Below are 26,840 nucleotides of genomic sequence, written 5' to 3' on the forward strand. Positions count from 1 at the left end.
CCCGGACCGCTTCGACGCGGCCGCCGTACGGTCCCGGCCGCCGCACGCCTTCAAGCCGTTCGGCACCGGCGCGCGGGCCTGCATCGGACGCGCCGCCGGGCCGGCGTGCGGGGCGGTGCTCATCACCGTGTGCCCTTCGCGGCGAACGCGTCGACGGTGTCGACGTTGGACCTGTCGACGAAGGCCGGGCCGGTGAGCACGGGCTGCTCGCCGCCGCCGAGGTAGTTGCCGTTGCTCTTGTAGAGCCACAGCGAGTCGATCGCCAGGTAGCCCTGGAGGTAGGGCTGCTGGTCGACGGCGAACTCGACGCTGCCGTCGGCGATGGCCTTGGTGAGCTGCTTGTTGAGGTCGAAGGTGGCGACCTTCGCCTCGCTGCCCGCCTCGGAGACCGACTGGGTGGCGGTCAGGGCGATGGGGGCGCCGAGGGCGACGACGTGGTCGATGTCGCCGTCCTTCTTGAGCTTGGCGGTGACGGTCGACTTCACCGAGGGCATGTCGGTGCCGTTGACATAGAGGATGTCCAGGGTGCCGGAGTACGACTTCTTCACTCCGTCGCAGCGCTGGGTGAGGCCGATGTTGCCCTGCTCCTGGATGACGCAGACGGCGTGCCGGGAGCCGAGTTCGTTCAGGCGCTTGCCGAGGGCCTCGCCGGCGACCGTCTCGTCCTGGCCGAAGAACTCCATGAGGCCGAGCCGCTGCCATTCGCTCACACCGGAGTTGAGGCCGACCACGGGGATGCCGGCCGCCTTCGCCTTGCTCACCACGTCCTTGAGGGCGTCCGGTTTGGCGAGGGTGACGGCGATACCGTCGACCTTCTGGTCGACGGCGTTCTGGACGAGGTTGGCCTGGTTGCCGGCGTTCGGGTCGGCGGAGTAGACGAGCTTGACGTTGTCCTTGGCGGCGGCGGCCTCGGCGCCCTTGCGGACGATGTCCCAGAAGGTGTCGCCGGGTGACTGATGGGTGACCAGGGCGATGGTCATGCGCGGTGTCGTGGCCTTGCCCGCGGAGCCGCCCGAGGCCGCGTCGGCCTCCTCGGCCTTCTTGCCTCCGGAGCCGCTGGAGCAGCCGGCCAGGATCAGGGCTGCCGCCGCGGCCAGGGCCAGGGCGGTGGTGGTGCTGCGGGAGCGGGAGCGAGAAGAGCGGTTCATCTTTCCTGCACCTCACTGTGCGACCGGGGGAAAGGCACCGTTTGCTGGGTCCGGATCAAACTCCCGGGCACGCCCCCTGTCAATGCTTTGTCCAGACATAGTTTCGGACGCAGGTCAGAATGTCAGGACAAATCGAAACAGAAGCGGGCACTCCTCCCAGGAGTACCCGCCCGCTCGTCCGGTCAGCCCGCGAACGGCCCGTCCAGCGCGGCCCATTGGAGCAGCATGATCGTCTTGGCGTCGGCGATCTCCCCGGAGCGGATCATCTCCAGGGCCCTGCGGAAGGGCAGTTCGAGGATCTCGATGTCCTCGCCCTCCTCGTCCAGGCCGCCGCCCTCGTGGGTGCGCGTGGAGGGGCCGTACTCGGCGGCGTAGAAGCTCACGCGCTCGGTGACCGAGCCGGGGCTCATATAGACGTCGAAGACGTGCCGGACCTCGCCGATGGTGTGCCCGGTCTCCTCCACCACCTCGCGCCGCACGGCGAGTTCGGGCTGCTCGTCCTCGTCGTCGAGCAGCCCGCCGGGAGTCTCGACCAGCATGCCGTCCGGGTGGCCGTTGACATACACCGGGTACCGGAACTGCCGGGTGAGCAGGACGGTCTCCCGCTCGGGGTCGTAGAGCAGCATGGTCGCGCCGTTGCCCCGGTCGTGCGTCTCACGCTGCTGGGTGCTCCAGGTGCCGTCGGCCCGCTGGAGGTCGAAGGTCGTGGCGCGCTCCACGTACCAGTGGCTGGACAGCAGGCGCACCTCCCGCACCTTCACCCGCGGATTGCCGCTCAGGTCGAGTCCGGTCCGGTCGAGCCCGGTGCGGCCCCGGTGGTCCGGGGTGTCGATGCCGGCGGTCATCGGCTGTGCAGATCGGTCGCATTGGTCATACGCGCTTCTACCACACCTGTGCGAAACCGGATCGGTCACGGCCGTGGCCGGAACGGGACCGTGAGCGGCTCCGGGCGGTGGGCGAACCAGGCGACGGTGTGCCGCAGGCCCTCCTCCAGGGGTACCCGCGGCTGCCAGCCGAGTCCTTCGCGGGCGCGGGTGATGTCGGGGCGGCGGCGGGCCGGGTCGTCCTCGGGCAGCGGCAGATGACGCAGCTCGCTGTGCGAGCCGGTGATCCGCAGGACCAGCTCGGCGAGTTCGCGCACGGTCCGCTCGTTCGGGTTGCCCAGGTTGACCGGGCCCGCCAGGGTGCTGTCCAGCATGGCGACCAGGCCGCTGACCATGTCGTCGACGTAGCAGAAGCTGCGGGTCTGGCTGCCGTCCCCGTGCAGCGTGAGCGGTTCGGCGTCGAGGGCCTGGCGGATGAAGGTGGAGACGACCCGTCCGTCGTGGGCCCGCATCCGGGGGCCGTAGGTGTTGAAGATCCGGGCGATCGCGGTGTCGGCTCCCTCGCTGCGCCGGTAGGCGGCGGTGACGGCCTCGGCGAACCGCTTGGACTCGTCGTAGGCACTGCGCGGCCCGATCGGGTTGACGTGGCCCCAGTAGTCCTCGCGCTGGGGGTGCACGGTGGGGTCCCCGTAGACCTCGCTGGTGGAGGCCAGCAGGAATCGGGCCCGGTGGTGGTGGGCGAGGCGGAGCAGGTTCTCGGTGCCCCGGCCGCCCGCGGCGAGGGTCTGCAGCGGCCGGCTGAGGTAGTCGTACGGGGACGCGGGACTGGCCAGGTGGATCACGGCGTCCATGCCGCCGGAGAGGCTGGGCTCGTCCGTGACGTCGCACAGGGTGAACTCGAAACGCGGATTGTCCAGCAGTGCGGCGATGTTGGCGATCCGGCCGGAGGAGAAGTTGTCCAGGCAGCGCACGCTGTCTCCCCTGCGCACCAGTGCCTCGCACAGATGCGAACCCAGGAAACCGCTTCCGCCGGACACCACGACACGCATCGCGCCACCTCCCGCCGGTCAGCCGAGCCGTGGCCGGCCCGGTGCGCGCACCGTCCAGCCGGCCGTGCGCCAGGCGTCGGCGTCGAGCGTGTGCCGGGCGTCGACAAGCAGCGGGGCGCGCACCACGACGGCGAGCGCGGCCGGGTCCAGATCCCGGTACTGGGGCCACTCGGTGAGGTGCAGGACGAGGTCGGCCCGCTCACAGGTCTTGGTGACGTCCGGGGCGAACTGGAGCGCGGGACAGGCGGCTCGGGCGTTGTCGACGGCCTCCGGATCGTGCACCCGGACCTGTGCGCCGGCCTGCCGTACGGTCTCGGCGACGGCCAGCGCGGGCGAGTCGCGGACGTCGTCGCTGTGCGGCTTGAAGGCGGCGCCCAGCACCGCGACGTTGCGCTCGGCGAAGCCGCCGCCGAGCAACTGCCGGGCCAGTTCGACGGTGCGGTCGCGCTGGCGGGTGTTGATGGCGTCGACCTCCCGCAGGAAGGCCACCGAACTGCCGAGGCCGAGCGCCTCCGCGCTGGCGGCGAGGGCCCGGATGTCCTTGGGCAGGCAGCTGCCGCCGAAGCCCAGGCCAGGCGCGAGGAAGCGGGACCCGATGCGGGTGTCCGCGCCCATCGCCCGGGCCAGGGTCAGCACGTCGGCGCCGGTGGCGTCGCAGATCTCGGCCATGGCGTTGACGAAGGAGACCTTGGTGGCGAGGAACGAGTTCGAGGCGAGCTTGGCCAGTTCGGCGGTGGCCGGGTCGGTGGCGATGAACGGGGCTCCAGCGGCCAGCAGGGGCGCGTAGATCTCCCTGAGCCGCGCCTCGGCCGCGGGCGAGACCGTGCCCACGACGATGCGCTCCGGGCACAGGGTGTCGCGCACCGCGCAGCCCTCGCGCAGGAACTCGGGGTTCCAGGCGACCTCCGCGCCGGGCAGCCGCGCGGCCAGCCGGGCCGCCGTGCCGACGGGCACGGTGGACTTGCCGACGACCAGCGCGCCGTCGGTCAGATGGGGGGCCAGGGTGTCCGCGGCGCCCTCGACATGGCGTAGGTCGGCGGCTCCCGAGCCGGGCATCGGCGGGGTGCCGACGCACAGGAAGTGGGTGTCGGCGAACCGGGCGGCCTCGGCCGGAGAGGTGCAGAAGCGCAGCCGTCCCGTCTCCACCCCCCGCTTCAGCAGCGCGCCCAGCCCCGGTTCGTAGAACGGCGGCCGTCCGGCGGCGAGTTCGGCGATCCGCTCGGCGTCGACGTCCACCCCGAGGATCTCGTGGCCGAGGTCGGCCAGGCAGGCGGCGTGGACGGCTCCTACGTATCCGGTGCCGATGACGGTGAGGCGCATGGGTCACTCCGTGGGGTCACGTCCCGAGCAGGTCGCGGTAACAGGCGTCCACCGCCGCGCACATGGACTGCGGGGCGAACGCGGCGCGCACCCTCAGCCGGCCCTGACGCCCCATCCGGGCGGCCTCGTGCGGGTGGTCCAGGAGCCAGCCGACCGCGTCGGCGGTGTCCTGGGGGGCGGTGGGCGCGACGAGGAGTCCGGTGGCGCCGTGCTCGACCAGGTCGGGCACGCCGTTGACAGCCGTCGCGACGACCGGGCGGGCGGCGGCCAGCGCCTCGGTGAGGGCGCGGCCGAGCCCCTCGTAGAGCGAGCTGATGACGAAGACGTCGAGGCCCGCCGCCAGCCTCGCCGCGTCCGGGCGGTGGCCGGTGAGGGTGATGTGGACCCCGAGGCGGGCGGCGAGTCGCCGCACGTCCTCGGTCAGGGGGCCGTCGCCGATCATGACGAAGGCGGTGTCCGGGCGCCGCGCCGCGAGAGCGGCCGCCATGCGGACGAAGTCCAGCGGCGCCTTCTGCGCGTCGATCCGGCCGACGGTCCCCACGAGCGGGGTCGCGCGGGACACGCCGAGCATCCGGCGGGCGAGGGGATCGAACCGCTCGGGGATGTTCCCGAGGTCCACGGCCGAGGGGACGACGCGGACCAGGCCAGGGGGCGCGAGGCGCTCCTCGACCGCCTGCCGCGCGACGCGCGGGGAGACGGCCAGGAACCGGTGGGTGCAGCGACGGGTCACCCGCTCCAGGACGCGGTAGACCGCGCGGCGGGGGCGGGACTGGCTCGGGTGGAAGCTGAAGCCGTGGAAGGTGTGCACCACCACGGGCGTGTGGCACAGCCGGGCGGCGATCCGCCCGAGGAAGCCGCCCTTCGCGGAGTGGGTGTGCACGACCGTGAACCGTTCCCGCCTGATCAGCCGCATCAGGCGCCACAGCACCAGGGCGTCGGCCGGGGTCAATGTGTGGCGGAAGCCGCGCAGTTCGACGGTGTGCAGACCGGCCTCGCGGGCGGGCTCCCACAGCTCTCCGCCCGGGACGCCCGCGATCCACACGTCGTAGCGGTCACGGTCCATTCCCAGGGCCGTGAGCAGGGTGTTGCCGCCGGCGCCCGCCTGGAAGCGGGTGATGACGTGCAGCACCTTGACGCGGGGCAGTACGGGCGGGGGCGGGAGCTGGGCGGTCGGCACCACCTGCGGGAGTGGCTCGGGCCAGCCGGGGGCCGCGGCCCGCAGGCGCTCGGGGCCGGGGACGAGGGTCCCGTTCCGCATCATCCATCACCGCCGATATAGGGCGTACGTTTACGACGTACACGTACATCATCTCTCTTCAGGCAATTCCGGTCAACACGGAGGAAAATGGACGCCGAACCGGATGCTGGAGGAATGGCTATGCCCCTGGCCGCGCTGCACGACCTCAGGCGCCTGCTCGTGTGTCCGCGCTGCCGGGCGGAGCTGGCAATGGAGCCGGACGGCTTCCGCTGCACGGCCGCCGACTGCGCCCATCACCGCGACGGGGCGTTCCCCCTGGCCGGCCGATGGCCCGTCCTCGTGGACTTCGAACGCAGCGTCGTGAACCTCGACGCGGTGACGACACAGGGCGCTGGGGGCCGCGCCGAACGCCTGCCCGCTCCACTGCGCCGACTGGTCAAGCCGCCCAACCGGGTCGCGGCCCGCAATGTCGAGCTGCTGCTGCGCGCCCTTCCCGGCCCGGCGCCCCGGCTGCTCGTCGTCGGCGGGGCCACGGTCGGCAACGGCATCGGCGCGGTCTACCGCGATCCACGCCTGGAGGTCATCGGCTTCGACATCGTCGGCAGCCCGTTCACCCAGTTCGTCGCCGACGCCCACCAGATCCCGCTGCCCTCGGCGTGCGTCGACGCGGTGGTGGTGCAGGCCGTCCTGGAGCATGTGCTCGATCCGCCGGGGGTGGTCGCCGAGATCCACCGCGTGCTCAGGCAGGACGGTCTGGTCTACGCGGAGACCCCGTTCCTCCAGCAGGTCCATGCCGGGGCCCACGACTTCACCCGCTACACGGCGAGCGGGCACCGCCATCTCTTCGGCCGGTTCGAGGAGCTCGGGGCCGGCGCCGTCGCGGGGCCCGGCACCCAACTGCTCTGGAGCGTCGACCACGTGGTGCGTTCCCTGACCCGCTCCCCCACCGCGGGCCGCGGGGTGCGGGCCCTGCTGTTCTGGCTGCGGGCACTGGACCGGCTCGCGCCGCCGGACTTCGCGCAGGACGACGCCTCGGCTCTCTACTTCCTGGGTCGCAGACGCGAACGGGGGATGCCGCCCGAGGAGGTCATCCGGTACTACCGAGGGGCCCAGTAGGGGAACTTCCCACGGGGTCCGCGCGGACCGCGTCCGCCACCATCGCCGCCAGTCCGGTGCGCAGGCCGGTCGCCGGGCGGTAGCCGAAGGCGCGCCGGGCCAGGGTGATGTCGGCGGCGGTGCGCCGGGCGTCACCGGGCCGGGCCGGACCCGGCACCACCCGCACCGGCGCGGCCAGCTCACCCAGCAGCGAAATGACCTGACGAAGAGTCACCTCGGAGCCGCCGCCGAGGTTGGCGACCCCGGCCCACCCCGACAGCGCCGCCGCGCGCATGGCCTTCACCACGTCGCCGACGTAGGTGAAGTCCCGGCTCTGCCCGCCGTCGCCGTACAGCGGGAAGGGGCGGTCCGCGCAGGCGGCCGTGACCAGCCGCGCGAAGGCCATGTCCGGCCGCTGCCGGGGGCCGTAGACGCTGAACAGCCGCAGTGAGGCCGCGGGGACGCCGAAGACCGTGCGGTAGGTCTCGCACAGCTGCTCGGCGGCGAGCTTGGTGACGCCGTACGGGGAGACGGGGCGCGGGCGCAGCGTCTCCGGAGTCGGGTAGGCCTCGGCGTCGCCGTAGACCGAGGAGCTGGAGGCGAAGACCAGCCGGGGCAGCCGGACGTCCCGGGCCGCCTCCAGGACGTGCTGGGTGACCAGCACGTTGCGTTCGAGGTAGACGGCGAACTCGCTGCCCCACGAGCCGCGCACGCCGGGCTGGCCCGCCAGGTGGTAGACCACGTCCGCGGCGCCGAACAGCGGCTCCAGACGCAGCCGCAGCAGGTCGCCGCGGCGGAAGACGAACCGGTCGCGGCCCAGCAGCGGGGCGAGGTTGCGGCGCTTGCGCACGGGGTCGTAGAAGGCGGTCATGGCGTCGACGCCGACGACCTCGTCCCCGTGGGCCAGCAGGTGTTGGCACAGGTGCGAGCCGATGAATCCGGCCGCTCCGGTCACCACGGCACGCATCAGGAACCGCCTCCTTGGTCCCACAGGGCCGACACCACGTACACGAGGGTGCGGGCGGTGAACCGTACGACGTTGCCGACCGTGGCGTGGGCGAGGAACTCCGCGTCCAGCGCCACACGTTGGGGCACCTGCACGGTCAGGTAGTAGTGCTCGGGGTCGGGGCGCCCGTCGAGATCGGCGGCCCAGGCGCGCGAGCGGAGCTGGCAGGGGCCGGTGAGGCCCGGACGGTGCCGGAAGACCCAGCGGTGCTCTCGCGGGTAGCGCCGGGCGAGCTCGGGGATCTCGGGGCGGGGGCCGACCAGGGTCATGTCGCCGCGCAGTACGTTCCACAGCTGCGGCAGCTCGTCCAGGTTGAGCCGGCGCAGCAGCCGCCCGGTGCCGGTCACCCGTGAGTCGGTGCCGCCGGTGACCCGGACACCCGCGCAGTCGGCCCGCATGCTGCGGAACTTGTAGAGGGTGAACTCGACGCCGCCCGCTCCGATCCGCCGCTGCCGGAACAGCACCGGCCTGCCGCTCGTGGCGGCGACCAGGACGGCGATCAGCAGCAGCACGGGGGCGAGGGCGGCCGACAGGGCGAGGGCGACGATGACGTCCAGGCTCCGGCGCGCCGCGCCGACGCCCACCGCGCTCGCGGTGAGCGGAGCGTGGGAGGGAGTGCGGTCGACGGTGCTCATAGAGTGCCCTCGATACTGTAAATTTACATCGTAAACGTCATTTTCCACCCCATACGACACAAGGTCAAGGGGGAGTCGAGCGGCTCCGCGACACCGGCCGCGGGGGTGGACCCAGTCCGCGGCCGTCGCGGAACCAGCGCAGGAACCGCCAGTAGACGGCCAGGGTGGGTCCTAGATCTCCCCACTGCCTTCGCCGGGCCGCCACCGCCAGCCGCGCGAGGGGTTCCACGGACAGGCTCAGCGCGACGAGCAGCCACGCGCGATGCGCCTTCCACTGCCGGAAGGCGTAACGGCTGCGGCTGCACAGCGACAAGTAGTGCCGCCACGGCCCGAGTTGGGCGGAGCTCACCTGGCCGATATGACAGACCCTGGCCTGGTTCACGTGGTACGACGGCCAGCCGGCCCGGCGCGCCCGCAGGGCGAAGTCGACCTCTTCCAGATACAGGAAGTAGCCCTCGTCGAAGCCTCCCAGGGAGGTGAACAGGGGCCGGCGCACCAGGAAGAACGCCCCGATGACCTGATCCACCGGGCCCGACCGGTTCAGTTCCTCGGGCCTGAGATGCTGCGGCGGCAGGAGGCGGGGCACCAGCCGGTCGAGTCCCGTCATCCTGCCGAGGTATCCGCGCAGACTGGGGAATCTCGAACAGGAGATCTGAGGACGCCCGGACCGGTCCACCATGAGGGCCCCGAAGATCCCGAAGCGGTCCGCCGCGGGCGTCCGCAGGAACCGGCCGATGACGCGCAGGGTGTCGGAACGCAGCCGCGTGTCCGGGTTGAGGAAGAGCACGAAGTCGCTCCCGCCCCGGGCCGCGCCCTGGTTGCAGGCCGTGGCGAACCCGCGGTTGCTCCCGTTGCGCACCACGTCGAGGGGAATGTCCGCCGCGCTCAGACCGTCGAGCGAGGTGTCGGTGGAGGCGTTGTCGACGACGACGATCCGCGCCACCCGGAACAGCGACCGGTCGGTGTCGGCGATCGAGCGCAGACACTCCCCCAAATACGGGCCCGTGTTCCAGTTCACGATCACCACGTCCGCGGTGGGCGCGGTCCCCGTCGCGGCCGTCACGACGGCACCGCTTCGAGTTCCAGGGCCGCCCTCCACCGGGGCAGCCACTCGTCGTAGGAGTACGCGCGGGCGGTGACTTCCCGGGCGGTCCGGCCGAGGCGCTCCCGGGCGGCGGCGGACTGTCCGATCAGACCGAGGATCGCGCTGATCCACTCGTCCCGGGTCCATGCCGCGGGCATGCCCAGCTCGTCCAGGAGACCGGCGTTGACCCCCAGCGGGCTGGCCACCGCCGGGAGCCCGGCGGCGGCGTACTGGAGCAGCTTGTAGCCGCACTTGCCGAGGGCGTACGCGGTCGCGGGCAGGGGCATCAGGCCGATGTCCATCTCGGCCAGGGCCGTCCGCTGGCCGGCCGGGCTCCAGGCGACGCGGTCGATGAAGGACTCCAGGCCGCCGAGGGAGGGCACGGTCGTCCCGACGAGCGTCAGCCGGGCCCCCGTCCTGCGGTGCACCTCCGTCAGGGCGTCGGCGATCTCCAGCAGATACGCCTCGTTGTGCCGCGAGCCGATCCAGCCGAGCCGCGGTGGGTCGCGCAGTTCGTACGACGCCTTGGGCCGGTAGTCCTCGACGGCCACGCAGCTGGGGATGACGACGACGTCCCGCTGATAACGGCAGGCCCAGTCGGCCAGCACGGCGTTGCCCGCGATGACCCGGTCCGCGTGCCGCACGGCCACCAGCGCCTTGCCCGCCTTGGGGGCCAGCCGGCGCACGAGGCCGCCCTCGCCGCGGTCCCACTGCAGGGCGTCGTCGAAGTCGTACACGGCGAACTCGGCGCTCTTGAGCAGCCGCCGCTCCCACCAGCCCCGGCTGAGCGGGGAGGCCTCCCGGTGGAGCAGCAGCCGCCGGGGGCGGGTGCTCGCGAGGGCGCCGAGCCGCAGTTCCGCGCGCAGGACGGACATCGGGCGGCGGGCGAGCCGGGAGACGGAGGCGTCCGGCAGCGACAGATAGCCGCCGACGGTGACCTCGGTGCCGAGGCGGTCCAGCCACTCGTACACACGGACACGGGAACTCCCGGCGCTCCGCCCGTACGGAGTGACGGCACAGAAGTCCGGGCTGTGATCCACGCAAGCTCACCGCGCAAGCATCGTCGCTGACGCGTCATCGACGCGTCCTGGTACGTTTACGTCGTATACGTACATACTAAGCATATAGTGGCGAGGCGGGCAACCAGGGCCCGGCTACTCGGCCGTACGACCGCTCCGGCCGCCGCCCCACGCGTTCCGCACCGCCGTCAGGCCGAGCCGACACGTGTCGCGCAGCCGCGTCCGGTCGAACAGGGCCAGTCCGGCGCCGAACAGCAGGACCGAGGCCGACGCTCCGAGGAATCCCGCGGCGAGGCCCGAGCCGGCCCGTACGGTGATCTCCCATCCCGCCGCCGACGCGCACGCCCCCACGGTCAGGGGAACGAGCAGCGGCCGCAGCAGCGCGGCGTGGCTGCGGCGGGTCGTCGCACGGCAGAGGATCACGGCCTGCGGCACCGACGCGATCGCCCATCCGATCCCCACCGCCGCGATCCCGAGCACGGGATACAGCCCGAGCGACAGGGAGATCCACAGGACCTCCTGGACGATCTCGCCCCGCAGGACCGCCGTGGCGTCGTCCACCACGAACAGAAAGCCCTGGGTGGCGACCAGGACGGGTCCGCTGATGCCCACGGCGAGACATGCCCCGGGCAGAATCGAGCTCGCGGCCTGCCAGTGTTCCCCGAAGATCCCCGGAACAAGTCCGGGCGCCCCGCCGGCCAGCGCCGCCAGGAGGAATCCCCCGCTGATCGCCGTCACCCCCATCGCCCGCTCGATGAGCGGCCCGACGTTCTCCTGCGCGGCGATCAGTTTCGACATCACCGGGAAGGAGACGCGGCGGATGGACGCCGTGAGCATCAGCGGGACCTCCACCAGGCGCCTGGCGAGCACCCAGAGCCCCAGGTCCGAGATGCCGCCGACCGCGCCGACGGACGCGTTGAGCGTCTGCTCGCCCCCGATCCAGACGACGTGGACCGCCTGGAACCGGATCCCGAAGCTCAGCAGCGGCTTGATGAGACGGGTGGCGAAACGGGGGCGGACCAGCCCCTCGGGGCAGACCCACGCCACCATGACGGCGCCGGCCAACCCCCGTACGAGCGTCGCCGTCGCCAGTCCCCACACCCCGGCTCCCATGATCACGGTACCGACGGCCCACGCCTGGAAGGCCACCGCCTGCACGAGTTCCACCACCGCGAGCCGCCGGTAGAGCAGCGCACGCTCCATGAGGATCCGGCCCGGGAACTGGAGCGCGACGAACGGCATCGAACCCACCATGATCGCCGTGACCCAGCCGCCCTGCCCGAAGACACCCGCGACGGCCACGGTCGCCAGCGAGACCGCCCCGGTCACCGCGAGCTGAAAGGCGCTCAGCGCCCCCAGCTCGGCGTCGGTGGGCGGCTCGGCACGCCGGATGAGTCCCGCGCCCAGCCCCCCGTCCGAGACCAGCTGGGTGAAGAGCACGACCACCATGCCGAACGCCACCAGGCCGAAGTCCTCAGGAGTGAGCAGCCGGGCCACGATGATGTTGCCCACGAACCCCAGGACCACGATCAGCAGCCATCGGGTGGCGACGAAGAACACCCCCGCGGTCGCCCGGCGTTTCACCTCGACCCGCGTCAGGGAACTGTCGTCCGTCAGTGAGGTCCGCACACCGGAGCCCTCCTGACGGTGTCGACGGTGCATGCCTTGCCCGGCCCGGCGTAGGGGGCGGACCGGTGGCGCACGGCCGGCAGCACCGGGACCATGCGCTCCAGGATTCCGTGGCTCACCGCGCCCCGGTTGACGCGCCCCACAGGGGCCCGGTCCTGGGCGAGCCGCCGACTACCGCGGATCGTGCGGCGCAGCGTCAGCGCCATGCTCTCGCGGCTGGCCGGGGAGAGCCGGTGGTCCAGCACGGCCAGGGGTGTCCACCCGAGCGGCGCCCGTCGCGCCACCCGCGCGCAGAAGTCCATGTCGTCCGCGATGCCGTGGCCGGCCCGGCCCTCGTCGAGACGCGGGCCGCCGATGTGGCCGCGGCGACAACGGGGCGGGGCGGGCTCCGGCGGCCGAGCACCGCGTCCGCCCCCTCCCCCGACGGCCGGCCGGTTCCCGAACGCCGCCAGGATCTGGTGCGGGCCGTCCGGGTCGGGAACGGTGTCGTCGTCGAAGTGGGCCACGGCCGTCGAGACCGCGATCCGGCCGAGCCCCGCGCTGCGCTGCGGGGTGAGCCCGCGAGCGGTCCCGGGGCACCGCACGGCGATCCCGGCGATCTCGGCGATCTCGGCGATCTCGGCGATCTCGGCGATCTCGGCGATCTCGGCGATCTCGGCGATCTCGGCGATCTCGGCGATCTCGGCGAAGGATGCCGGCTGGCGCCGTGTCGCGGCGGTGTCGCCGCTGTCGGCGACGACCGGACGGTCGGACGGCGTCGGCTGTGCCGCGGCGGACCGCAGACACCGGCGCAGGCCGTCCGCGCGGTTTCTGGTGCGGATGGTGAGTTCCTGGTGCATGACGACCCTCCGGAAGGAGCGGGTCACCGGCGGAGGGGCGGATGGGCGCCGTCGGCCGGATCGGTCCGCGGCACCGGCGCCCGCTGTGCTTCGCAGGCCCGGACCAGCGCGGTGAGCAGCCCGACCGACAGATAGAACAGCACCCGCAGGACGGTCCCCTCGAAGCTCGACTCGACGGCGAAGACGACGAGTTGTGCGAGCAGGGTGAAGCCGACGACCCGGGCCTCCGGACTCGTGCGCCAGCGGGAGAAGAAGAACAGCGCCATCCCGACCAGCGTCAGCGAGACGAGGGCGCCCAGCAGGAGACCGTAGTTCAGCGCCTGCTGGAGATAGGTGTTGTGGACACGGGCCAGATCCTCGATGCCGCCGGGTGCGACGCCGGCACCGTAGCCGAGGACCGGCCGATCGGCGATCCTGCCCACCGCCTCGACGGCGAACTCCGTGCGGACGAAGACATTGGCCGGGCTGAACCGGGAGCCGAAGAACTCCCGTGTGTCCGGGTTGAACTGATGCAGCATCACGATGGCCGCCACGACCGTCACCAGCGCGGCGACAGCCTTGCCGATCACCCGGCCGCCGACCTGCCGGTTCCTGACGAGATACCCCAGTCCCGCGAGACCCGCCGCCAACAGCAGCGCGGCGATGATCCCCCGCGAGAGGGTGCACACGACGGCGATCAGAGTGACGTAGCTGGCCACCGTGCATCTGCGGTCGTGACGGGTGTGCCCCCAGTACAGCAGGATCGGCACGAAGAGCGCGAGGACGCTGGCGAGGTTGTTGGAGGGGCCCAGCACCGGGTGCGACAGCCGGGTGTAGTACGACAGGTACCGGTCCGAGCCGACGGGCGCCTGCGCGTCCTGGGGCGCGAAGCCCGGCACCCGCAGCAGCAGCAGTACGGCCGGGATGATGAGCAGGTAGCTGTAGCGCCGGATGTACGTCATCACCCGGTCCGCAGAGACTCCGGCCAGCTCCCGCACGACGAAGAGGTAGGCGATCACGCCTTCGGCATAGACGACGGTGGCGAGGAAGGTCGCCCCCCGGTCCAGCGACCACAGCATCGACAGGGCGGCGGCGGCCATGGGGATGCACAGCAGCAGGAACAGCCGGGGGTAGCCGATGTCCAGGGGCCTGACGGCCCAGCCGACGGCGAGGCTCGCCGCCGCGACGCAGAGCATGATGTCCAGCACGGACACCGACCCGAGCAGGGGCGCGGACACGCCGAAGCGCACCGGCATCGCGGCGGCGACCAGCACCAGCCCGAGCAGGATCCGGGGACGTGCCGCCGCACGCTCTGGGCCGTACAGGGTCGGGGCCATGTCATCCGTCCTTGAGGAGCTCCTGAAGGGGACGCAGTGTCCTGTCCCAGGAGAACAGCCGGGCCTGCGCGTACGCCGCGTCACTGGCCTGCTGCCAGCGGCGCTCGTCCCGCATCGCCTCCACATGCGACGCGAAGTCGTTCTCCGTGTACAGGAAGGTTCCGCCGAGCCGCTCGGCGTGCCGTCGCCAGGCCGGGGCGAGGGTCGGCAGTCCGTACGCCAGGTAGGTCAGGTGCTTGGCGGAGACGGCGTTGCGCATCAGCTCGTCCCGGCTGCAGGTGATCAGACCCAGCTGGTAGTTCCGCAGGACATCAGGAGAGGCGTATCCCAGATAGTTGAGCCCCAGCTCGGGCGGCGGCGGAGGACCCCCGTAGACATCGATGCGGGGATGGATCCGGCTGAGCCGGGCGAGCAGCGGAAGGTCGATGAACTCCATTCCGAGGTAGCCGAGGTAGACGACGCGCGGCGGATCCGCGAACCGGGCGCGGTGCGGGGAGGGCGTGCAGCCGAAGTCCAGCCGCATGACGTTGCCCTCGTCGATGCCGTACTGCTCGACGGTGTACCTGACGAACGTGTCCCACTGGAAGGCCAGATGGTCGACCCGTTCGAAGAGTTCCTTCTCCCGCCTGCGCATCTTGAGGTGCTGCCGCTCGGTGAGCCGGCCCTGGAAGTACATCTCGTCGGCCCAGGGCTGGGGACAGTCGTACAGGGTCCGGGTCCCGGTCGCGGTCAGCACACCCGAGTTGTTGGGGGTCTCGCAGATCACCAGGTCGAAGTCGTCGAGCGGCAGCGAACGCCGGAGTATGGCGCGGCGCAGCCCGTGGTCGGCGAGCAGCAGGTAGTACGACAGGAAGCGCCTGCCGAGCGGCCGGCGGTGCGTGAGCAGCGCGGCGAGCAACTCCGTTCCGTACAGGGCCATTCTCGCCGGACGGAGGGCGGGCAGCTTTCCGCGCAGCGACCGCGCGGACGCGGACGCCCGGCTCAGCGCCGCGGTGTCGGCCATCCGCACCTCGTGCCCGCGCTCCTGCAGGAAACGCCGGATCTGAACGGGCCTGACCGAGTTGGCGAATCCGTCCAGCTGGCCGATGACCAGAACGCGCTTCTTCGTCATGGCCGCTTCTCCCTCGGCCCGAGCGGGGCGGGAGCGTGGGGCGTCGAGGACCACGCCGTGGTGCGGGGCTGAGCCCCGGCCGGGTGACGGTCGTAGCCGTCAAGCCGTGTCACGGGCGGAACGGTTGGTATGTACGGCCGGTTGTGGGGCCTTTTGACCCCCATCAGCACGGTCCCGAGGACCGTGACGCCGACCGAGCGCAGTCGCTGGACGGCCAGGGTGACGTCCGGGCCGCGGGTGCCCTTGGCGTCGACCAGCAGGACGGCTCGCCCCACGGCGCGGGACAGAATCGTCCCCGCGCTCCCCTCGAGTACCGCGGGCCCGGCGAAGACGACGACGTCCGCCCGCCGCTCCAGCTCCTCGCGCAGCCGGGCCAGATCGGCCTGCTTGAGGACCGGCACGGCCGTGCCGGGTCGCCGCGAGCCGCCGCTGAGCACCATCAGGGGCACGTCGTCACGAGGCGGCACCAGCGCGTCGTCGACGGAGACCCGCTGCGCCAGCACGTCCCGCAGGCCCCACGACGTCGACAGGCCGAGCAGGCGCGCCAGTTCCGTTCCGGATCCCCCGGCGTCGACCAGGACGACCCGGCTGCCGCTCTCGGCGACGGCGTCGGCGAGTCCGGCCGCGACACGTGTGGTCGTCTCCCCGGGAGTAGGCGTCGCCAGGACGACGCTCTGCGGCACCCGGCCGCGGCCGGCCGCCTCCAGGGCCAGAGCCAGCCACCGGTACGCCTCGACGTCCGGCGCCGCCCCCTGGCCACCGAGCCGAAGGCCCCCGCCAGGTGCCTTCTCATGCGGCGGCAGCACGCCGAGGAGGTCGGCGTCGGTGGCGCGTGCCAGGTCCTCGGCGTCGCGGACGGGCCCGGGGGACAGCTCGCGGACCACGGCCCAGCCGATGCCCAGCACAAGTCCCGCGAGGACGCCGAGCATGATGTCGAACATCTTGTTCGGGGAGACGGGCTGAGCCAGCAGCTCGGCGCGGTCGAGTGTCAGCACGCCGATCGCGGGACTGCGGACCGGCGAGCCCGGCAGCTCGGGGTTCTCGGCGGAGGTGACGACCTTCGAGAAGGCGGGCGGCACGCCCGTGGCGATCTGCAGCGCACGGCTGCGCGACTGGTCCAGGGCGGTGATCTCGATGATCGCGGTGTCGGTCGGATTGGTCGCCTTGACATGCGACTTCATTTCCTCCACCGAGTACGGCAGACGCAGCTGGTCCCGGATCTGCCGGAGCACCGAATCGCTCATCAGCACGGTCGTGTAGGACTTGGCGCGTTGCTGGGCGAGGAGAGCGCCCTGGTAGGCCTCGCTCGCGTCCTGGCGCGGGGACGTGACGGTCACGAGCATCTGGACCTTGGCCGCGTAGGTCGGGCGCTGCGACCCGGCCCAGACGGCGCCGGCCACGGCGCACACGGCCACGATCACCACGATGGCCACCCAGTGGTGACGAAGCAGGCGAAGGTAGGCTTTCAGGTCCATGTCGAGTCCTTCCGCGGCGCAGGGCGCCCGCCGACGAGCCGCTCCAGCGGCCGCAGCGTCTCGTTCCAGCTCAGTCGTGTGGCCTGGGCGTACGCCTCGTCACTGGCCGCCTGCCACCGGTCCTTGTCCCGCATGGCGTCCACCACCGAGCGGAAGGACTCCTCCGTGTAGGGGAGCGACCCGCGCAGCAGATCCAGACGCCGCCGCCAGGTGGGCACGAGGACGGGCAGGCCGTGCGCCAGGTAGTGGACGTGCTTGGAGGAGAAGCCGTCTCTGCGCAGCGGGTCCTTCGTGCAGGTGACCAGTCCGAGCTGATATTCCTTCAGCACGTCCAGGGACGGCGCGTACCCCCGGTAGCGCAGCCCGAGCCTGGAGTCGGGCGGGGGTCCCCCGTAGACGTCGATGTGCGGGTACTGCGCCGACAGCCGGGCCAGCAGCGCGGGGTCGTTGAAGCCCGCGCTCACGTTTCCGAGGTAGGCGATCCGGGGCGGATCGGCGAACTCGGCACGCTTCTCGGACGGGCTGCATCCGAAGTTGAGCGGCATCAGATTGCGTCCGCTGATCCCGTACCGCTCGACGGCGTAGTGCGCGTACGACTCCCAGTGCAGAGCCAGGTGGTCGACGCCCTCGAAGATCCCGGTCTCCAGCCGGCGCAGCTTCTGGTGCTGCCGCTCGCTCAGTCTGCCGTCGAAGTAGACCTCGTCCGCCCAGGGGGCCGGGGCGTCGTACAGCGTGCGGGCGGTCGTGACGTCGGCCAGCACTCCGGCGTCGTAGACGGTCTCGCAGATCACCAGGTCGTAGTCGTCCATCGGCAGTTCGCGCTTCAGGATGCCGCGGCGCAGGCGGTGCTCGGCGACCAGGAAGTAGTAGGACAGGTGGCGCCGTCCGAACCCCCACTTCCGGGTGAGCAGGGCCGACGCCGCCTCGGTGGCGTAGAGGGCCGCCTTGCGCGGGCTGGGCGCCGGGAGCCTGCCCGCGAGGGGCCCCGGTCCGCGGGGGGACCGGCTCAGGCCGTAGGTGTCGACGAGGTGCGCCTCGTGACCCCGCTCCTGAAGGAAGCGCCGGATCTCGAAGGGCTTCACGCCGTTGGCGTATGCGTCCAGCTGACAGATGACGAGGACGCGTCTGGTCTCCGCGGTCATCACCGAGACCTCCCGGGCTGCGAGGGGTTCCCCGACTCGACTGCGTGCCACCGCGCCCGCAGCGCTTCCTTGTCGAGGATGAGGACGTACTGGCGGTCGATCCGGTCCGAGCGGACGATCGGCGCGGTGGCGAACCGGGCGTCCGACGTCTTCAGGTGGCGCAGGCCCAGCGCGAGGCCGCGCAGGTCGCTGTTGGACATCTGGTCGTCCACGCTCACCGAGCGGGTGATCGCGTCGACCACTTTCGCGGTGCCCAGCGGATCGGTGAGAGCGACGTCGCCGCGGATCTCACCCACGAGGGCACGCAGGAACTGCTGCTGCCGCTCGATCCGGTCCAGTTCGCCGCCGGGCAGCCCGTGCCGCTGCCGCACGTACGCCAGAGCCTCGTCGCCGTTCAGCAGATGCCGGCCGGCGGTGAAGGTCCGGCCCTGTTCCGGGTCGTAGGCGTCCGCGGGGACGGTGACCGGCACGCCGCCGACCGCGTCGGTCAGGGTGCGGAAGCCGTGCCAGTCGATGACACCGAAGTGGTCGACGCGGGTGCCGGTGAGCTGTTCGACCGTCTTGATCAGCAGGGGTGGGCCGCCCCAGGAGAAGGCCGCGTTGATCTTGGCGGAGCCGTGGCCGGGGACGGGGACCCAGCTGTCGCGCGGGATGGACATCGTGTAGGCGCTGCGGTGGTCACCGCTGAGGTGGACCAGCATCAGGGTGTCGCTGCGCTGCGCGCCGTACCTCCACAGATCCGCCGTCGCGTCGCTCCCGGTCGTCGGACGTTCGGAGCGGCTGTCGACGCCGGCCAGCAGGAAGGTCGTACCGCCGTCATGGCCGACGGGTTTGGGCGCACGGGGGCCGGTGGGGAAGGCGTCGGGGATGCGGCTCACCTGGTCGCCGTAGTGGTCGGTGGCCCACCACACGCCGCCGGCGGCCAGGCCCGCCAGGCCCAGCAGGGCGGCCAGGACCAGCGCCAGCGCGATGCGCAGCCGGTGGTGGCGGCGCGGTGGACGCTGCCTCGGGGTCCACTGCGGCCAGGTCATCAGAAGTCGTCCGGGTAGGGGCCCGCGAGCACGGCGCGCGAGGGCTGCGGTTCGGCGGCCGGGAAGCCCGGCAGGAGCGCGGCGAGGACGCGGCGCACTTCAGGGGTGTCGTTGCGTTCCGCGGCGTCGTACAGGACGGGCAGCAGGCCGGGGTCGTGCGGGGCCGAGGACGTGGCGGCCTGGATGCGCGGATGGGCGGTCGCAGTGTGCTGTTCATGGGCGGCGAACAGCGTCTCGTTGAGTTTCTCGCCGGGGCGCAGACCGGTGAAGCGGATGTCCACGTCCGAGATGTGGCGGGCGCGGGCGAACTTGCGGACCAGGTCGACGATCCGGACCGGGTTGTTCATGTCCAGCACGAACACCTCGCCGCCGCGGGCGATCCGGGCCGCCTCCAGGACCAGGCCGACGGCCTCCTCGACGGTCATGAAGAACCGGGTCACGTCGGGGTGGGTGACGGTCACCGGGGTGCCGCTGCCGAGCTGTTCGGCCACGACCGAGAGCAGGGAGCCGCGGCTGCCGAGCACGTTGCCGAAGCGTACGGCGGTGAAGACGGTGCCGGGCGGGGCGTCGTGCTGGGCCTCGCGGACGATGAGTTCGGCGAGCCGCTTGGTCGCGCCGAGCACGGAGACGGGGTCGGCGGCCTTGTCGGTGGAGATCAGCACGAAGCGCGCGGTGTGGGCGGCCGCCGCGGCGCGCACCAGGTTCTCGGTGCCGCGCACATTGGACTTCACGCCTTCGCAGGGGTGCAGTTCGAGGAGCGGCAGATGCTTGTGGGCGGCCGCGTGGAAGACGACGTCGGGGCGCAGTTCGCGGAAGATCTGGTCGATGCGGGGCCGGTCGCGGATGTCCGCGATCACGGTGTCGTCGCTGCGCAGCGCGTCCCCGTACAGTTCGAGCTGGAGCCGGTGGAGGTTCGACTCGTCGTGGTCGAGCAGGTACAGCCGGGCGGGGCCGAAGGCGTGGACCTGGTGGCACAGTTCGCTGCCGATCGAGCCGCCCGCGCCGGTCACCAGGACGCGCCGGCCGGCCACGACCGAGCGGGCCTCGGGGCTGACGACGTGCATCTCGGCCCGGCCGATCAGCTCGTTGACGTCGAGTTCGCGCATGTCCCCGCCGACCACGTCGCGGCGCAGCGCGGCGATGAACGACGGCAGGTAGCGCACGCTGGCGCCCTCGGCCTCGGCGGCGCCGGCGACGGCGCGGAAGCGGTCGGGGGCGAGCCCGGGGATGGCGACGACGACCGCTTCGATGCGGTGGTCGCGCACGGTCTGGCGGGTGGCGTCCAGGTTGCCCAGGACGGGCGGTTCGGCGTGCCTGCCCGGGTCGTCGTCGAGGAAGCCGACCGGGCGGAGGCCATAGGCGGGGCTGTGCGCGAGGTCGCGGGCCAGGGCGCGGCCGGCCTCGCCCGCGCCGATCACCAGCGTGCGCAGCCCGGCCCTCGGGCGTGCCGGGGCGCGGCTGTGCCGGGCCAGCTCGCCGCAGACCCGGTCGACCTGCCGGTCGGTGAGGTCGGGGTACATCGGCAGGGAGAGCAGCCGGGGGTGGAGGGCGTCGGCGCCGGGCAGGCCGCCGGGCGGCGACAGGGAGCGGTCGCGGAAGTAGGGCAGACGGTGCAGCGGGACGAAGTGCACGGAGGTGGCGACGCCGGCGTCGGCGAGGCGGACGATCAGCTCGTCGCGGGCGGTGCCGTACTCGTCCTGGACGCGTACGACGTACAGGTGGCGGGCGTGCCGCCCCTCGGTGTCCGACTGAAGCGGCTCGATGCCGGGCACGTCGGCGAGGGCCGCCTCGTACCGTGCGGCCAGTTCCCGCCGCCGCTGCTGCCAGGCGTCCAGGCGCCGCAGGTGGGCTCGTCCCACGGCGGCCTGGACGTCCGTCATGTTGGCCTTCAGGCCGGCCTCCTCGACCGTGTAGTCGGGCGTGCCGCCGGGCAGGTAGCGGCACCAGGCGTCGGCCGACATGCCGTGCAGCCGGGTGCGCCGGATGCGGGCGGCGAGTTCGGCGTCGTCGGTGGTGACCATGCCGCCCTCGCCGATGGGCAGGTTCTTGGTGGCGTAGAAGCTGAAGCAGGTCGCGCGCGACAGGCTGCCGACGGGCCGGTCGCCGACCGTGGTGCCCAGCGCGTGCGCGGCGTCCTCGACGACATGGGTGAGCGGCACACGGGCGGCGGCTGCGAGGTCGTCGACCGGGGCGGGGGCGCCCGCGTAGTGCAGCACCATCATGGCCTGGGGGCAGCCGCAGGCGCGGGCCGCGCGGGCGACGGTCGCCGGGGTGACGGCGGCGGTGCGCGGGTCGACGTCGACGAGCACGGGTTTGAGCCCGGCGTTGAGGACCGCGTGGGCCGCGCCGCAGAAGGTGATCGCGGGGATCAGGACGGTGCCGCCGGGGGGCAGGTGCAGGGCGCGCAGGGACAGTTCGAGGGCGGCCGTGCAGGAGCTCACGCCGATCGCGTGATCGGCGCCGACGTAGTCGGCGAACTCCGCCTCGAACCGCTCCGTCTCGGGACCGGTGGTCACCCAACCGGAGGTCAGGACCCTCTGGACCGCGCGCCGGGCGTCCGGGGTGATCCGGGTCCTGGCGAAGGGGATGTCCGGTTCGCTCGTCATCGAGTACTCCCCGGTGGTACGGGTACGACGCCGCCGTTGCCGCCACCGCAAGACGCGTAAGGCGTATGTTTACGACGTATACGTACACTTTGCCCCCGGGAATGCCTAGAGTCAACAGCAACGGACCACCGGGGAGGCCGGACATGGCGGACGAGCACAGCGGGGCACGAGGCGCCGCAGCGGGACCGGCGCGACGCGCCAGCGACCGGGGCCACTACGGGCGGCTGAGCCGGGAGCGGGTGCTGGCCAGCGCGCTGGCGCTGGTCGACAGGGAGGGCCTGGCCGCGCTGAGCATGCGCCGCCTGGGCGCCGAGCTGGGCGTCGAGGCCATGGCGCTGTACCGGTACGCGGCGAGCAAGGACGCCCTGCTGGACGGCCTGGTCGAGGCCCTCTACCTGGAACTGCAGGAGCGGCTGCCGGACGGGGAGCCCGACTGGCGGGCCGGACTGCACCGGATCGCGCGGGCGACGTACGACGTCTGCCTGGCCCACCCGCGGGTGGTGCCGCTGCTGTCCACCCGGATGCTGGCGGTTCCGCTGGCGCGCCGCCCGCTCGCCGTGCTGCGCGAGCACGAGCGGGTGCTCGGCCTGCTGCGGGAGGCCGGACTGGACGCGGCGCGGGCCACCACGGTGTTCCGTGCCTTCCAGGCCTGGATCCTCGGCTACGTCTCCGTGGAGCTGCGCCAGATGGTCGACAACCCCGACGAGTCCGACCCCGCCTTCCGCCTCGGCCTGCACCGCATGCCCGCCCAGGAACTCCCCCGGCTGCGCGAGGCCGCGTCCGCCCTGGCCGAACGCGGCGGCCCCGAGGGCCTGTCGACCGGCCTGGACGCCCTGCTCGACCGCTTCACCACGGCACCCTGACCCAGCACCCCACCCTTCCCTGCGGGCCTGCCGCCCACGGCTGAGCACGCAGTTCCCCGCGCCCCAAAAGAGGCAGCCCCACCCCGCCCCAACCCATCAACACCGCGAAGGCCAACCACCCCAAAGGGGCGCGGGGAACTGCGCGACCAGCCCAAGCCGCCCCGCACCCGAGACGCCACCCGACCACCAAAAGGGGCGCGGGGAACTGCGCGAGCGGCCCTCCACCCACCCGCACCCGCACCCGCACCCGCACGCGGCGAACCAGAAGTGGAACGCGCCCGCGAGCGGCGGTGGCGGCACCCCGTCCGGATTCGTGGTCACCGAGGCGCAGTTCAACCAGATGTTCCCGAACGGGAACTCCTTCTACACCTACAACGGCCTGGTCACGGCCCTGAGCGCCTACCCGGGCTTCGCCCGGACCGGCGGCGACACGGTGATGTGGCAGGAGGCCGCGGCCTTCCTCGCCAACGTCAACCACGAGACCGGCGGCCTGGTCCACGTCGTCGAGCAGAACACCGCCAACTACCCCCACTACTGCGACTGGGGCCAGTCCTACGGCTGCCCGGCCGGCCAGGCCGCCTACTACGGGCGCGGCCCCATCCAGCTCAGCTGGAACTTCAACTACAAGGCGGCCGGTGACGCGTTGGGCCTGGATCTGCTCAACAACCCCTGGCTGGTGCAGAACGACGCGTCCGTGGCCTGGAAGACCGGCCTGTGGTACTGGAACACCCAGTCCGGCCCCGGCACCATGACCCCGCACAACGCCATGGTCAGCAGCGCCGGCTTCGACCAGACCATCCGCTCGATCAACGGCTCCCTGGAGCGCGACGGCCGCAACCCGGCGCAGATGCAGAGCCGCGTCGACTCCTACAACCGGTTCACGTCGATCCTCGGGGTCTCCCCGGGCGGCAACCTCTACTGCTGACGACGGCCGGGGATCGGCGGCAGGAAACGACAAAGGGCCCCCGCGGACTCTCGCCCGCGGGGGCCCTTTCGCACCGTCGGGACGACAGGATTTGAACCTGCGACCCCTTGACCCCCAGTCAAGTGCGCTACCAAGCTGCGCCACGTCCCGGTGCCGCGACCAGCGGTGATCCGCGTGATCGTGCGGACAGTACTTTACCGCACCCGACCGGCCCGGCCGAACGCGGCCGCCGCCAGGGCGGACAATGGCCGTATGGAGCGTACGGCGGGCGGCGGACGGGACCGGGACGACGAGGGACGGGCGCGCAACGCCCGGCCGCGGGACGGCCTGGGCCGCCCCCTGCCCTACGGCACGCAGGGCGTGGCCCGGCAGCCGGAGGGCGTCGCGCGCACCCCTGACGAGACGGTCGCCGAGGCCCAGGCCCTGCTCGCCGAGGGCAAGCCGTTCCACGCGCACGAGGTGTTCGAGGACGCGTGGAAGTCCGGCCCGAAGGAGGAGCGCGCCCTGTGGCGCGCCCTCGCCCAGGTGGCCGTGGGCCTGACCCACGCGGCGCGCGGCAACACCACGGGCGGCGCACGACTGCTGCGGCGCGGGGCGGCCGGGGCCGAGGAGTGGGCGGCTCGCAGCGGCCGGCCGCGGCCGCACGGGATGGACCTCGCGGGCGTGGTGGCCTGGGCGCGGGAGCTGGCGGACGGGATGGAGGCCGGGGGCGGGCCGGTGGACGCGGCGGACCGGGCACCCCGGCTGCGGCGCGAGCAGGCGTCCTGAGGGCCGGGCCACCCGGCCGGTGTACACGGTGTCGGTGGCGTACGGCAGACTCGGGGCGTGCGAAGGATTCATGTCATCGGTATCGGCGCGGGCGACCCCGACCAGCTGACTCTTCAGGCGGTCAGGGCTCTGCGGGACACGGACGTCTTCTTCATCCTGGACAAGGGCGAGGTCAAGGCGGATCTCACCGACCTGCGCCAGGAGATGCTGCGGACGCACATCCCGGAGGGCTCGTACCGGGTCGTCCAGGCCCGCGACCCCGAGCGGGACCGCGGCGCGGGCGGGGCGGCGTACTCCCCGGCGGTCGGGGACTGGCGCAGCGCGCGGGCCGGCATCTACGGGCGGCTGATCACCGAGGAGCTCGGCGAGGAGCAGACGGGCGCCTTCCTGGTGTGGGGGGACCCCGCGCTCTACGACAGCACACTCGCTGTCCTCCAGGAGGTGCTGGAGGGGGGTGCGGTGACTTTCGAGTACGACGTGATCCCGGGTATCAGCAGTGTCTCCGCGCTGGTGGCACGGCATCGCACGGGGCTGAACCGGGTGGCCCGGCCGGTGCAGATCACCACCGGGCGGCGGCTGGCCGAGGGCTTCCCGCAGGGCGTGGACGACGTGGTGGTGATGCTGGATGCCCACCAGGCCTTCCGGCGGTACGCGGACCAGGACATCGACATCTACTGGGGCGCGTACATCGGCACCCCGGACGAGATCCTCGCCTCCGGGCCGATCGCCGAGGCGGCGCCGCGCATCGAGCGGCTGCGGGCCGAGGCGCGCGAGCGCAAGGGCTGGATCATGGACACCTATCTGCTGCGCCGCAACCCGAAGGACGCGTGAGCGGCGCCCCGACCACCTGATCCGGCGTTCCGCGCGGTCCTCCTACGGGCAGCGGGCCTCCCCCGGTCGCCACACGCAAGCATGTGCCGCCGGGGTGCTGCTCCCGGTCTTCGACCGCATGGCCGCCGAGGCCGCCGAGCGTCTGCCGGTGGAGGACCTCAGCACGGGCCCGCCGGACCGCTCCCGGCAGTCGGTCTCCGGGTCGGCTCCGTAGCGGTGTGTCCGAGGCCGAGGCGGTCCAGCACGGCCTCGGGATCGGGTACGGCGGCCACTCCGTCCGGCAGGGGCGGGCGCCGTACGATCACGACGGGCAGGCCCAGTTCACGGGCCGCGGTGAGCTTGGCGGAGGTCGAGTCTCCCCCGCTGTCCTTGGTGACGACGACGTCGATACGGCGTTCGCGCAGCAGCTGCCTCTCGTCGGCCTCGGTGAACGGCCCCCGGGCCAGGAGGACTTCGGTGTGCGGCGGCATCGGCGGCTCGGGCGGCTCCACCGACCGCGCGACGAACTCCAGTGCGGTCTGCCCGGCGAAGGCGGCGAGGCCCAGGCGGCCGGTGGTCAGCAGCACGCGTCGACCGAGGGCGGGCAGCAGTGCGGCTGCCTCCTCCAGGGAGTCCGCCCAGTGCCAGCGGTCCCCGGGGGCGGCCTGCCAGCCGGGCCTGCGCAGCACGACGGCCGGTACGCCGCTCAGGGCGGCCGCCCGGGCCGCGTTCCTCGTGATCGCGGCGGCGAAGGGGTGGGTGGCGTCGACGAGCGCGGTCACGTCGTGCTCCCGCAGCCACTCGGCGAGCCCTTCCGCGCCCCCGAACCCCCCGATCCTCACCTCCCCCGCGACCGCGCCGGGCCGCGACACCCGCCCCGCGAGCGAGGTCGTCACCCGCACCCCGCCCCGCCCCGCCAGCCCACCGGCGACCCGCCGGGCCTCCGCGGTCCCCCCGAGAACAAGCACGTGAAACATGCCCCGACCCTACTGCGACGCCCTTCTCGACGCCCGGGCGATCCGTACCCGCCGGCGGCCCATCTGTAGCAGCCGGAGTGTGTGGTCAGCGCAGCAGCAGCTGGAGCGCGCCCACCACGGTCGCCACGATCACGATCTGTTCGAACAGCCGCTGGTTGATCCGGCGCACCGCCCACTTGCCGATGAAGGCACCCGGCACGACGAACACCACAAGGGCGGCGTCGAGCAGCAGCGAGTGTCCGTCGATCAGCCCGAGCCCCGCGCTGAAGGGCACCTTGGCCACGTTGACGATGAGGAAGAAGAACGCCGAGGTGCCCAGGAAGCCGAGCTTGCGGAAGCCCGCGGAGAGCAGGTACATCGACATCACCGGGCCGCCCGCGTTGGCGACCATCGTGGTGAAGCCGCCCAGGACGCCGTAGGAGCGGGCCTTGATCCGCCCGGCGCGGGTGGTCACCGCGTCCGGGACGTCCTCCTTGTCCACGGTGCGCCGGCGCCAGAGCGTCACGGCGGTCATCAGCAGCAGGGTCGCGCCGATGGAGACACGCACCACCTCGTCGTCGGCCCATACCAGGAAGACCGTGCCCGCGACCACGCCCGCCGCGACCGCCGGGAACAGCCGCAGCAGTGTCGGCCAGTGGGCGTGCCGCCGGTAGGTGAGCACGGCGAGCACGTCCCCGGCGATCAGGATCGGCAGCAGGACACCGGTGGAGGCGCGGGCGGGCAGCACCGCCGCGAAGACCGCCAGGCTGACGGTGTTGGCCCCGCTCACGGCGGTCTTGGAGAAGCCCACGAGCAGGGCGGCGGCGGCCAGGGCGGCGAACTCCCAGCCTGATATGTGCCAAAGGGTCATCGTGTTCATGCGGAGACCGATGCTATGCGCACGCATCGGGCGGCCGTAAGGAGCGTCTCGCCTCACGGCCTCTTGCCGGACGCCCGGCAAGAGGCGAGAACGTGCGGAGCGCCGCGCGGC

The 26,840-nt window shown here is 72.5% G+C and carries 23 protein-coding genes, 1 tRNA gene and 2 pseudogenes; 6 read left to right on the forward strand and 20 right to left on the reverse strand.

The genetic code is table 11. From position 1 onward, the window contains the following. Positions 1-91 (forward strand): annotated as a pseudogene (locus tag ABZZ79_RS26390) (cytochrome P450); the annotation flags it as partial. 31 nt (positions 92-122) lie between these two features. Here the strand turns inward: ABZZ79_RS26390 and ABZZ79_RS26395 are convergent. From ABZZ79_RS26395 to ABZZ79_RS26415, 5 genes are all read right to left on the reverse strand, one after another. After that, positions 123-1,148 (reverse strand): sugar ABC transporter substrate-binding protein, encoded by a 1,026-nt coding sequence (locus ABZZ79_RS26395; protein ID WP_356692681.1) that lies wholly within the window; start codon positions 1,146-1,148, stop codon positions 123-125. A gap of 182 nt (positions 1,149-1,330) precedes the next feature. Next, positions 1,331-1,993, reverse strand: coding sequence for an NUDIX domain-containing protein (locus ABZZ79_RS26400; protein ID WP_356692683.1), 663 nt, complete (start codon positions 1,991-1,993; stop codon positions 1,331-1,333). A gap of 65 nt (positions 1,994-2,058) precedes the next feature. Next, positions 2,059-3,021 carry a UDP-glucuronic acid decarboxylase family protein gene (locus ABZZ79_RS26405; protein WP_356692685.1) on the reverse strand — a complete coding sequence of 321 codons (963 nt, stop codon included), beginning with the start codon at positions 3,019-3,021 and terminating at the stop codon, positions 2,059-2,061. Between the two features lie 18 nt (positions 3,022-3,039). Then, positions 3,040-4,341 (reverse strand): UDP-glucose/GDP-mannose dehydrogenase family protein, encoded by a 1,302-nt coding sequence (locus tag ABZZ79_RS26410; protein ID WP_356692687.1) that lies wholly within the window; start codon positions 4,339-4,341, stop codon positions 3,040-3,042. Positions 4,342-4,357: 16 nt separating this feature from the next. Further along, a complete protein-coding gene (locus ABZZ79_RS26415) occupies positions 4,358-5,602 on the reverse strand; it encodes a glycosyltransferase family 4 protein (RefSeq protein ID WP_356692689.1) in 1,245 nt (414 codons plus the stop codon). 111 nt (positions 5,603-5,713) lie between these two features. Here ABZZ79_RS26415 and ABZZ79_RS26420 point away from each other — a divergent pair, with 111 nt between their 5' ends. Next, entirely contained in the window at positions 5,714-6,655 is a 942-nt protein-coding gene (locus ABZZ79_RS26420) for a class I SAM-dependent methyltransferase (protein WP_356692691.1), read from the forward strand. On the opposite strand, the gene ABZZ79_RS26425 is transcribed toward ABZZ79_RS26420, so the two are convergent. The 12 genes from ABZZ79_RS26425 to ABZZ79_RS26480 form a co-directional block, all read right to left on the reverse strand. Then, complete coding sequence (locus ABZZ79_RS26425) at positions 6,627-7,601, reverse strand: NAD-dependent epimerase/dehydratase family protein (protein ID WP_356692693.1); 975 nt, start codon at positions 7,599-7,601, stop codon at positions 6,627-6,629. The genes ABZZ79_RS26420 and ABZZ79_RS26425 overlap by 29 nt on opposite strands. Next, positions 7,601-8,275 carry a sugar transferase gene (locus ABZZ79_RS26430; protein WP_356692695.1) on the reverse strand — a complete coding sequence of 225 codons (675 nt, stop codon included), beginning with the start codon at positions 8,273-8,275 and terminating at the stop codon, positions 7,601-7,603. The genes ABZZ79_RS26425 and ABZZ79_RS26430 overlap by 1 nt, the downstream gene beginning before the upstream one ends. 64 nt (positions 8,276-8,339) lie before the next feature. Then, positions 8,340-9,338 (reverse strand): glycosyltransferase family 2 protein, encoded by a 999-nt coding sequence (locus ABZZ79_RS26435; protein ID WP_356692697.1) that lies wholly within the window; start codon positions 9,336-9,338, stop codon positions 8,340-8,342. Next, positions 9,335-10,330, reverse strand: a complete 996-nt coding sequence (locus ABZZ79_RS26440) for a glycosyltransferase (protein WP_356692699.1) — start codon at positions 10,328-10,330, stop codon at positions 9,335-9,337. Before ABZZ79_RS26440 ends, ABZZ79_RS26435 begins: the two co-directional genes overlap by 4 nt. Before the next feature lie 183 nt (positions 10,331-10,513). Next, a complete protein-coding gene (locus ABZZ79_RS26445; RefSeq protein WP_356692701.1) occupies positions 10,514-12,007 on the reverse strand; it encodes an oligosaccharide flippase family protein in 1,494 nt (497 codons plus the stop codon). Next, the gene (locus ABZZ79_RS26450) at positions 11,992-12,846 is read right to left on the reverse strand and encodes a hypothetical protein (protein WP_356692703.1); all 855 of its coding nucleotides are present in this window, start codon (positions 12,844-12,846) and stop codon (positions 11,992-11,994) included. Before ABZZ79_RS26450 ends, ABZZ79_RS26445 begins: the two co-directional genes overlap by 16 nt. Before the next feature lie 23 nt (positions 12,847-12,869). Further along, entirely contained in the window at positions 12,870-14,162 is a 1,293-nt protein-coding gene (locus ABZZ79_RS26455; RefSeq protein ID WP_356692705.1) for an O-antigen ligase family protein, read from the reverse strand. Between the two features lies 1 nt (position 14,163). Continuing rightward, positions 14,164-15,273: a hypothetical protein gene (locus ABZZ79_RS26460; RefSeq protein ID WP_356692707.1), complete on the reverse strand. Its 1,110-nt coding sequence runs from the start codon at positions 15,271-15,273 to the stop codon at positions 14,164-14,166. After that, on the reverse strand, positions 15,270-16,748 hold the full coding sequence (locus ABZZ79_RS26465) for a Wzz/FepE/Etk N-terminal domain-containing protein (protein WP_356692709.1): 1,479 nt from the start codon (positions 16,746-16,748) through the stop codon (positions 15,270-15,272). The genes ABZZ79_RS26460 and ABZZ79_RS26465 overlap by 4 nt, the downstream gene beginning before the upstream one ends. Then, positions 16,739-17,890: a hypothetical protein gene (locus ABZZ79_RS26470; protein ID WP_356692711.1), complete on the reverse strand. Its 1,152-nt coding sequence runs from the start codon at positions 17,888-17,890 to the stop codon at positions 16,739-16,741. Before ABZZ79_RS26470 ends, ABZZ79_RS26465 begins: the two co-directional genes overlap by 10 nt. After that, entirely contained in the window at positions 17,890-18,921 is a 1,032-nt protein-coding gene (locus tag ABZZ79_RS26475; protein WP_356692713.1) for an LCP family protein, read from the reverse strand. Before ABZZ79_RS26475 ends, ABZZ79_RS26470 begins: the two co-directional genes overlap by 1 nt. Beyond that, positions 18,921-21,527, reverse strand: coding sequence for a DegT/DnrJ/EryC1/StrS family aminotransferase (locus ABZZ79_RS26480; protein ID WP_356692715.1), 2,607 nt, complete (start codon positions 21,525-21,527; stop codon positions 18,921-18,923). The genes ABZZ79_RS26475 and ABZZ79_RS26480 overlap by 1 nt, the downstream gene beginning before the upstream one ends. 143 nt (positions 21,528-21,670) lie before the next feature. On the opposite strand from ABZZ79_RS26480, the gene ABZZ79_RS26485 reads away from it, so the two are divergent. Together ABZZ79_RS26485 and ABZZ79_RS26490 are read left to right on the forward strand one after the other, a co-directional pair. Beyond that, on the forward strand, positions 21,671-22,390 hold the full coding sequence (locus ABZZ79_RS26485; protein ID WP_356692717.1) for a TetR/AcrR family transcriptional regulator C-terminal domain-containing protein: 720 nt from the start codon (positions 21,671-21,673) through the stop codon (positions 22,388-22,390). Positions 22,391-22,646: 256 nt separating this feature from the next. After that, positions 22,647-23,315, forward strand: a pseudogene (locus ABZZ79_RS26490) (chitinase); the annotation flags it as partial. Between the two features lie 76 nt (positions 23,316-23,391). Here the strand turns inward: ABZZ79_RS26490 and ABZZ79_RS26495 are convergent. Then, positions 23,392-23,465: transfer RNA gene (locus ABZZ79_RS26495), tRNA-Pro, on the reverse strand. Positions 23,466-23,567: 102 nt separating this feature from the next. Between ABZZ79_RS26495 and ABZZ79_RS26500 the strand changes: the two genes are divergently transcribed. Together ABZZ79_RS26500 and cobF are read left to right on the forward strand one after the other, a co-directional pair. Then, the gene (locus ABZZ79_RS26500; protein ID WP_356692719.1) at positions 23,568-24,083 is read left to right on the forward strand and encodes a DUF309 domain-containing protein; all 516 of its coding nucleotides are present in this window, start codon (positions 23,568-23,570) and stop codon (positions 24,081-24,083) included. A gap of 57 nt (positions 24,084-24,140) precedes the next feature. Then, on the forward strand, positions 24,141-24,914 hold the full coding sequence (cobF, locus tag ABZZ79_RS26505) for a precorrin-6A synthase (deacetylating) (protein ID WP_356692721.1): 774 nt from the start codon (positions 24,141-24,143) through the stop codon (positions 24,912-24,914). Positions 24,915-25,072: 158 nt separating this feature from the next. Here cobF and ABZZ79_RS26510 read toward each other — a convergent pair whose 3' ends face one another. Both ABZZ79_RS26510 and ABZZ79_RS26515 read right to left on the reverse strand, forming a co-directional pair. Further along, entirely contained in the window at positions 25,073-25,870 is a 798-nt protein-coding gene (locus ABZZ79_RS26510) for a cobalt-precorrin-6A reductase (RefSeq protein ID WP_356692723.1), read from the reverse strand. Positions 25,871-25,955: 85 nt separating this feature from the next. Further along, positions 25,956-26,729, reverse strand: a complete 774-nt coding sequence (locus ABZZ79_RS26515; RefSeq protein WP_356692725.1) for a sulfite exporter TauE/SafE family protein — start codon at positions 26,727-26,729, stop codon at positions 25,956-25,958. Positions 26,730-26,840 lie beyond the last annotated feature (111 nt).

Origin of the sequence: Streptomyces sp. NPDC006458 (assembly GCF_040612135.1) — a bacterium.
GTDB lineage: Bacteria > Actinomycetota > Actinomycetes > Streptomycetales > Streptomycetaceae > Streptomyces.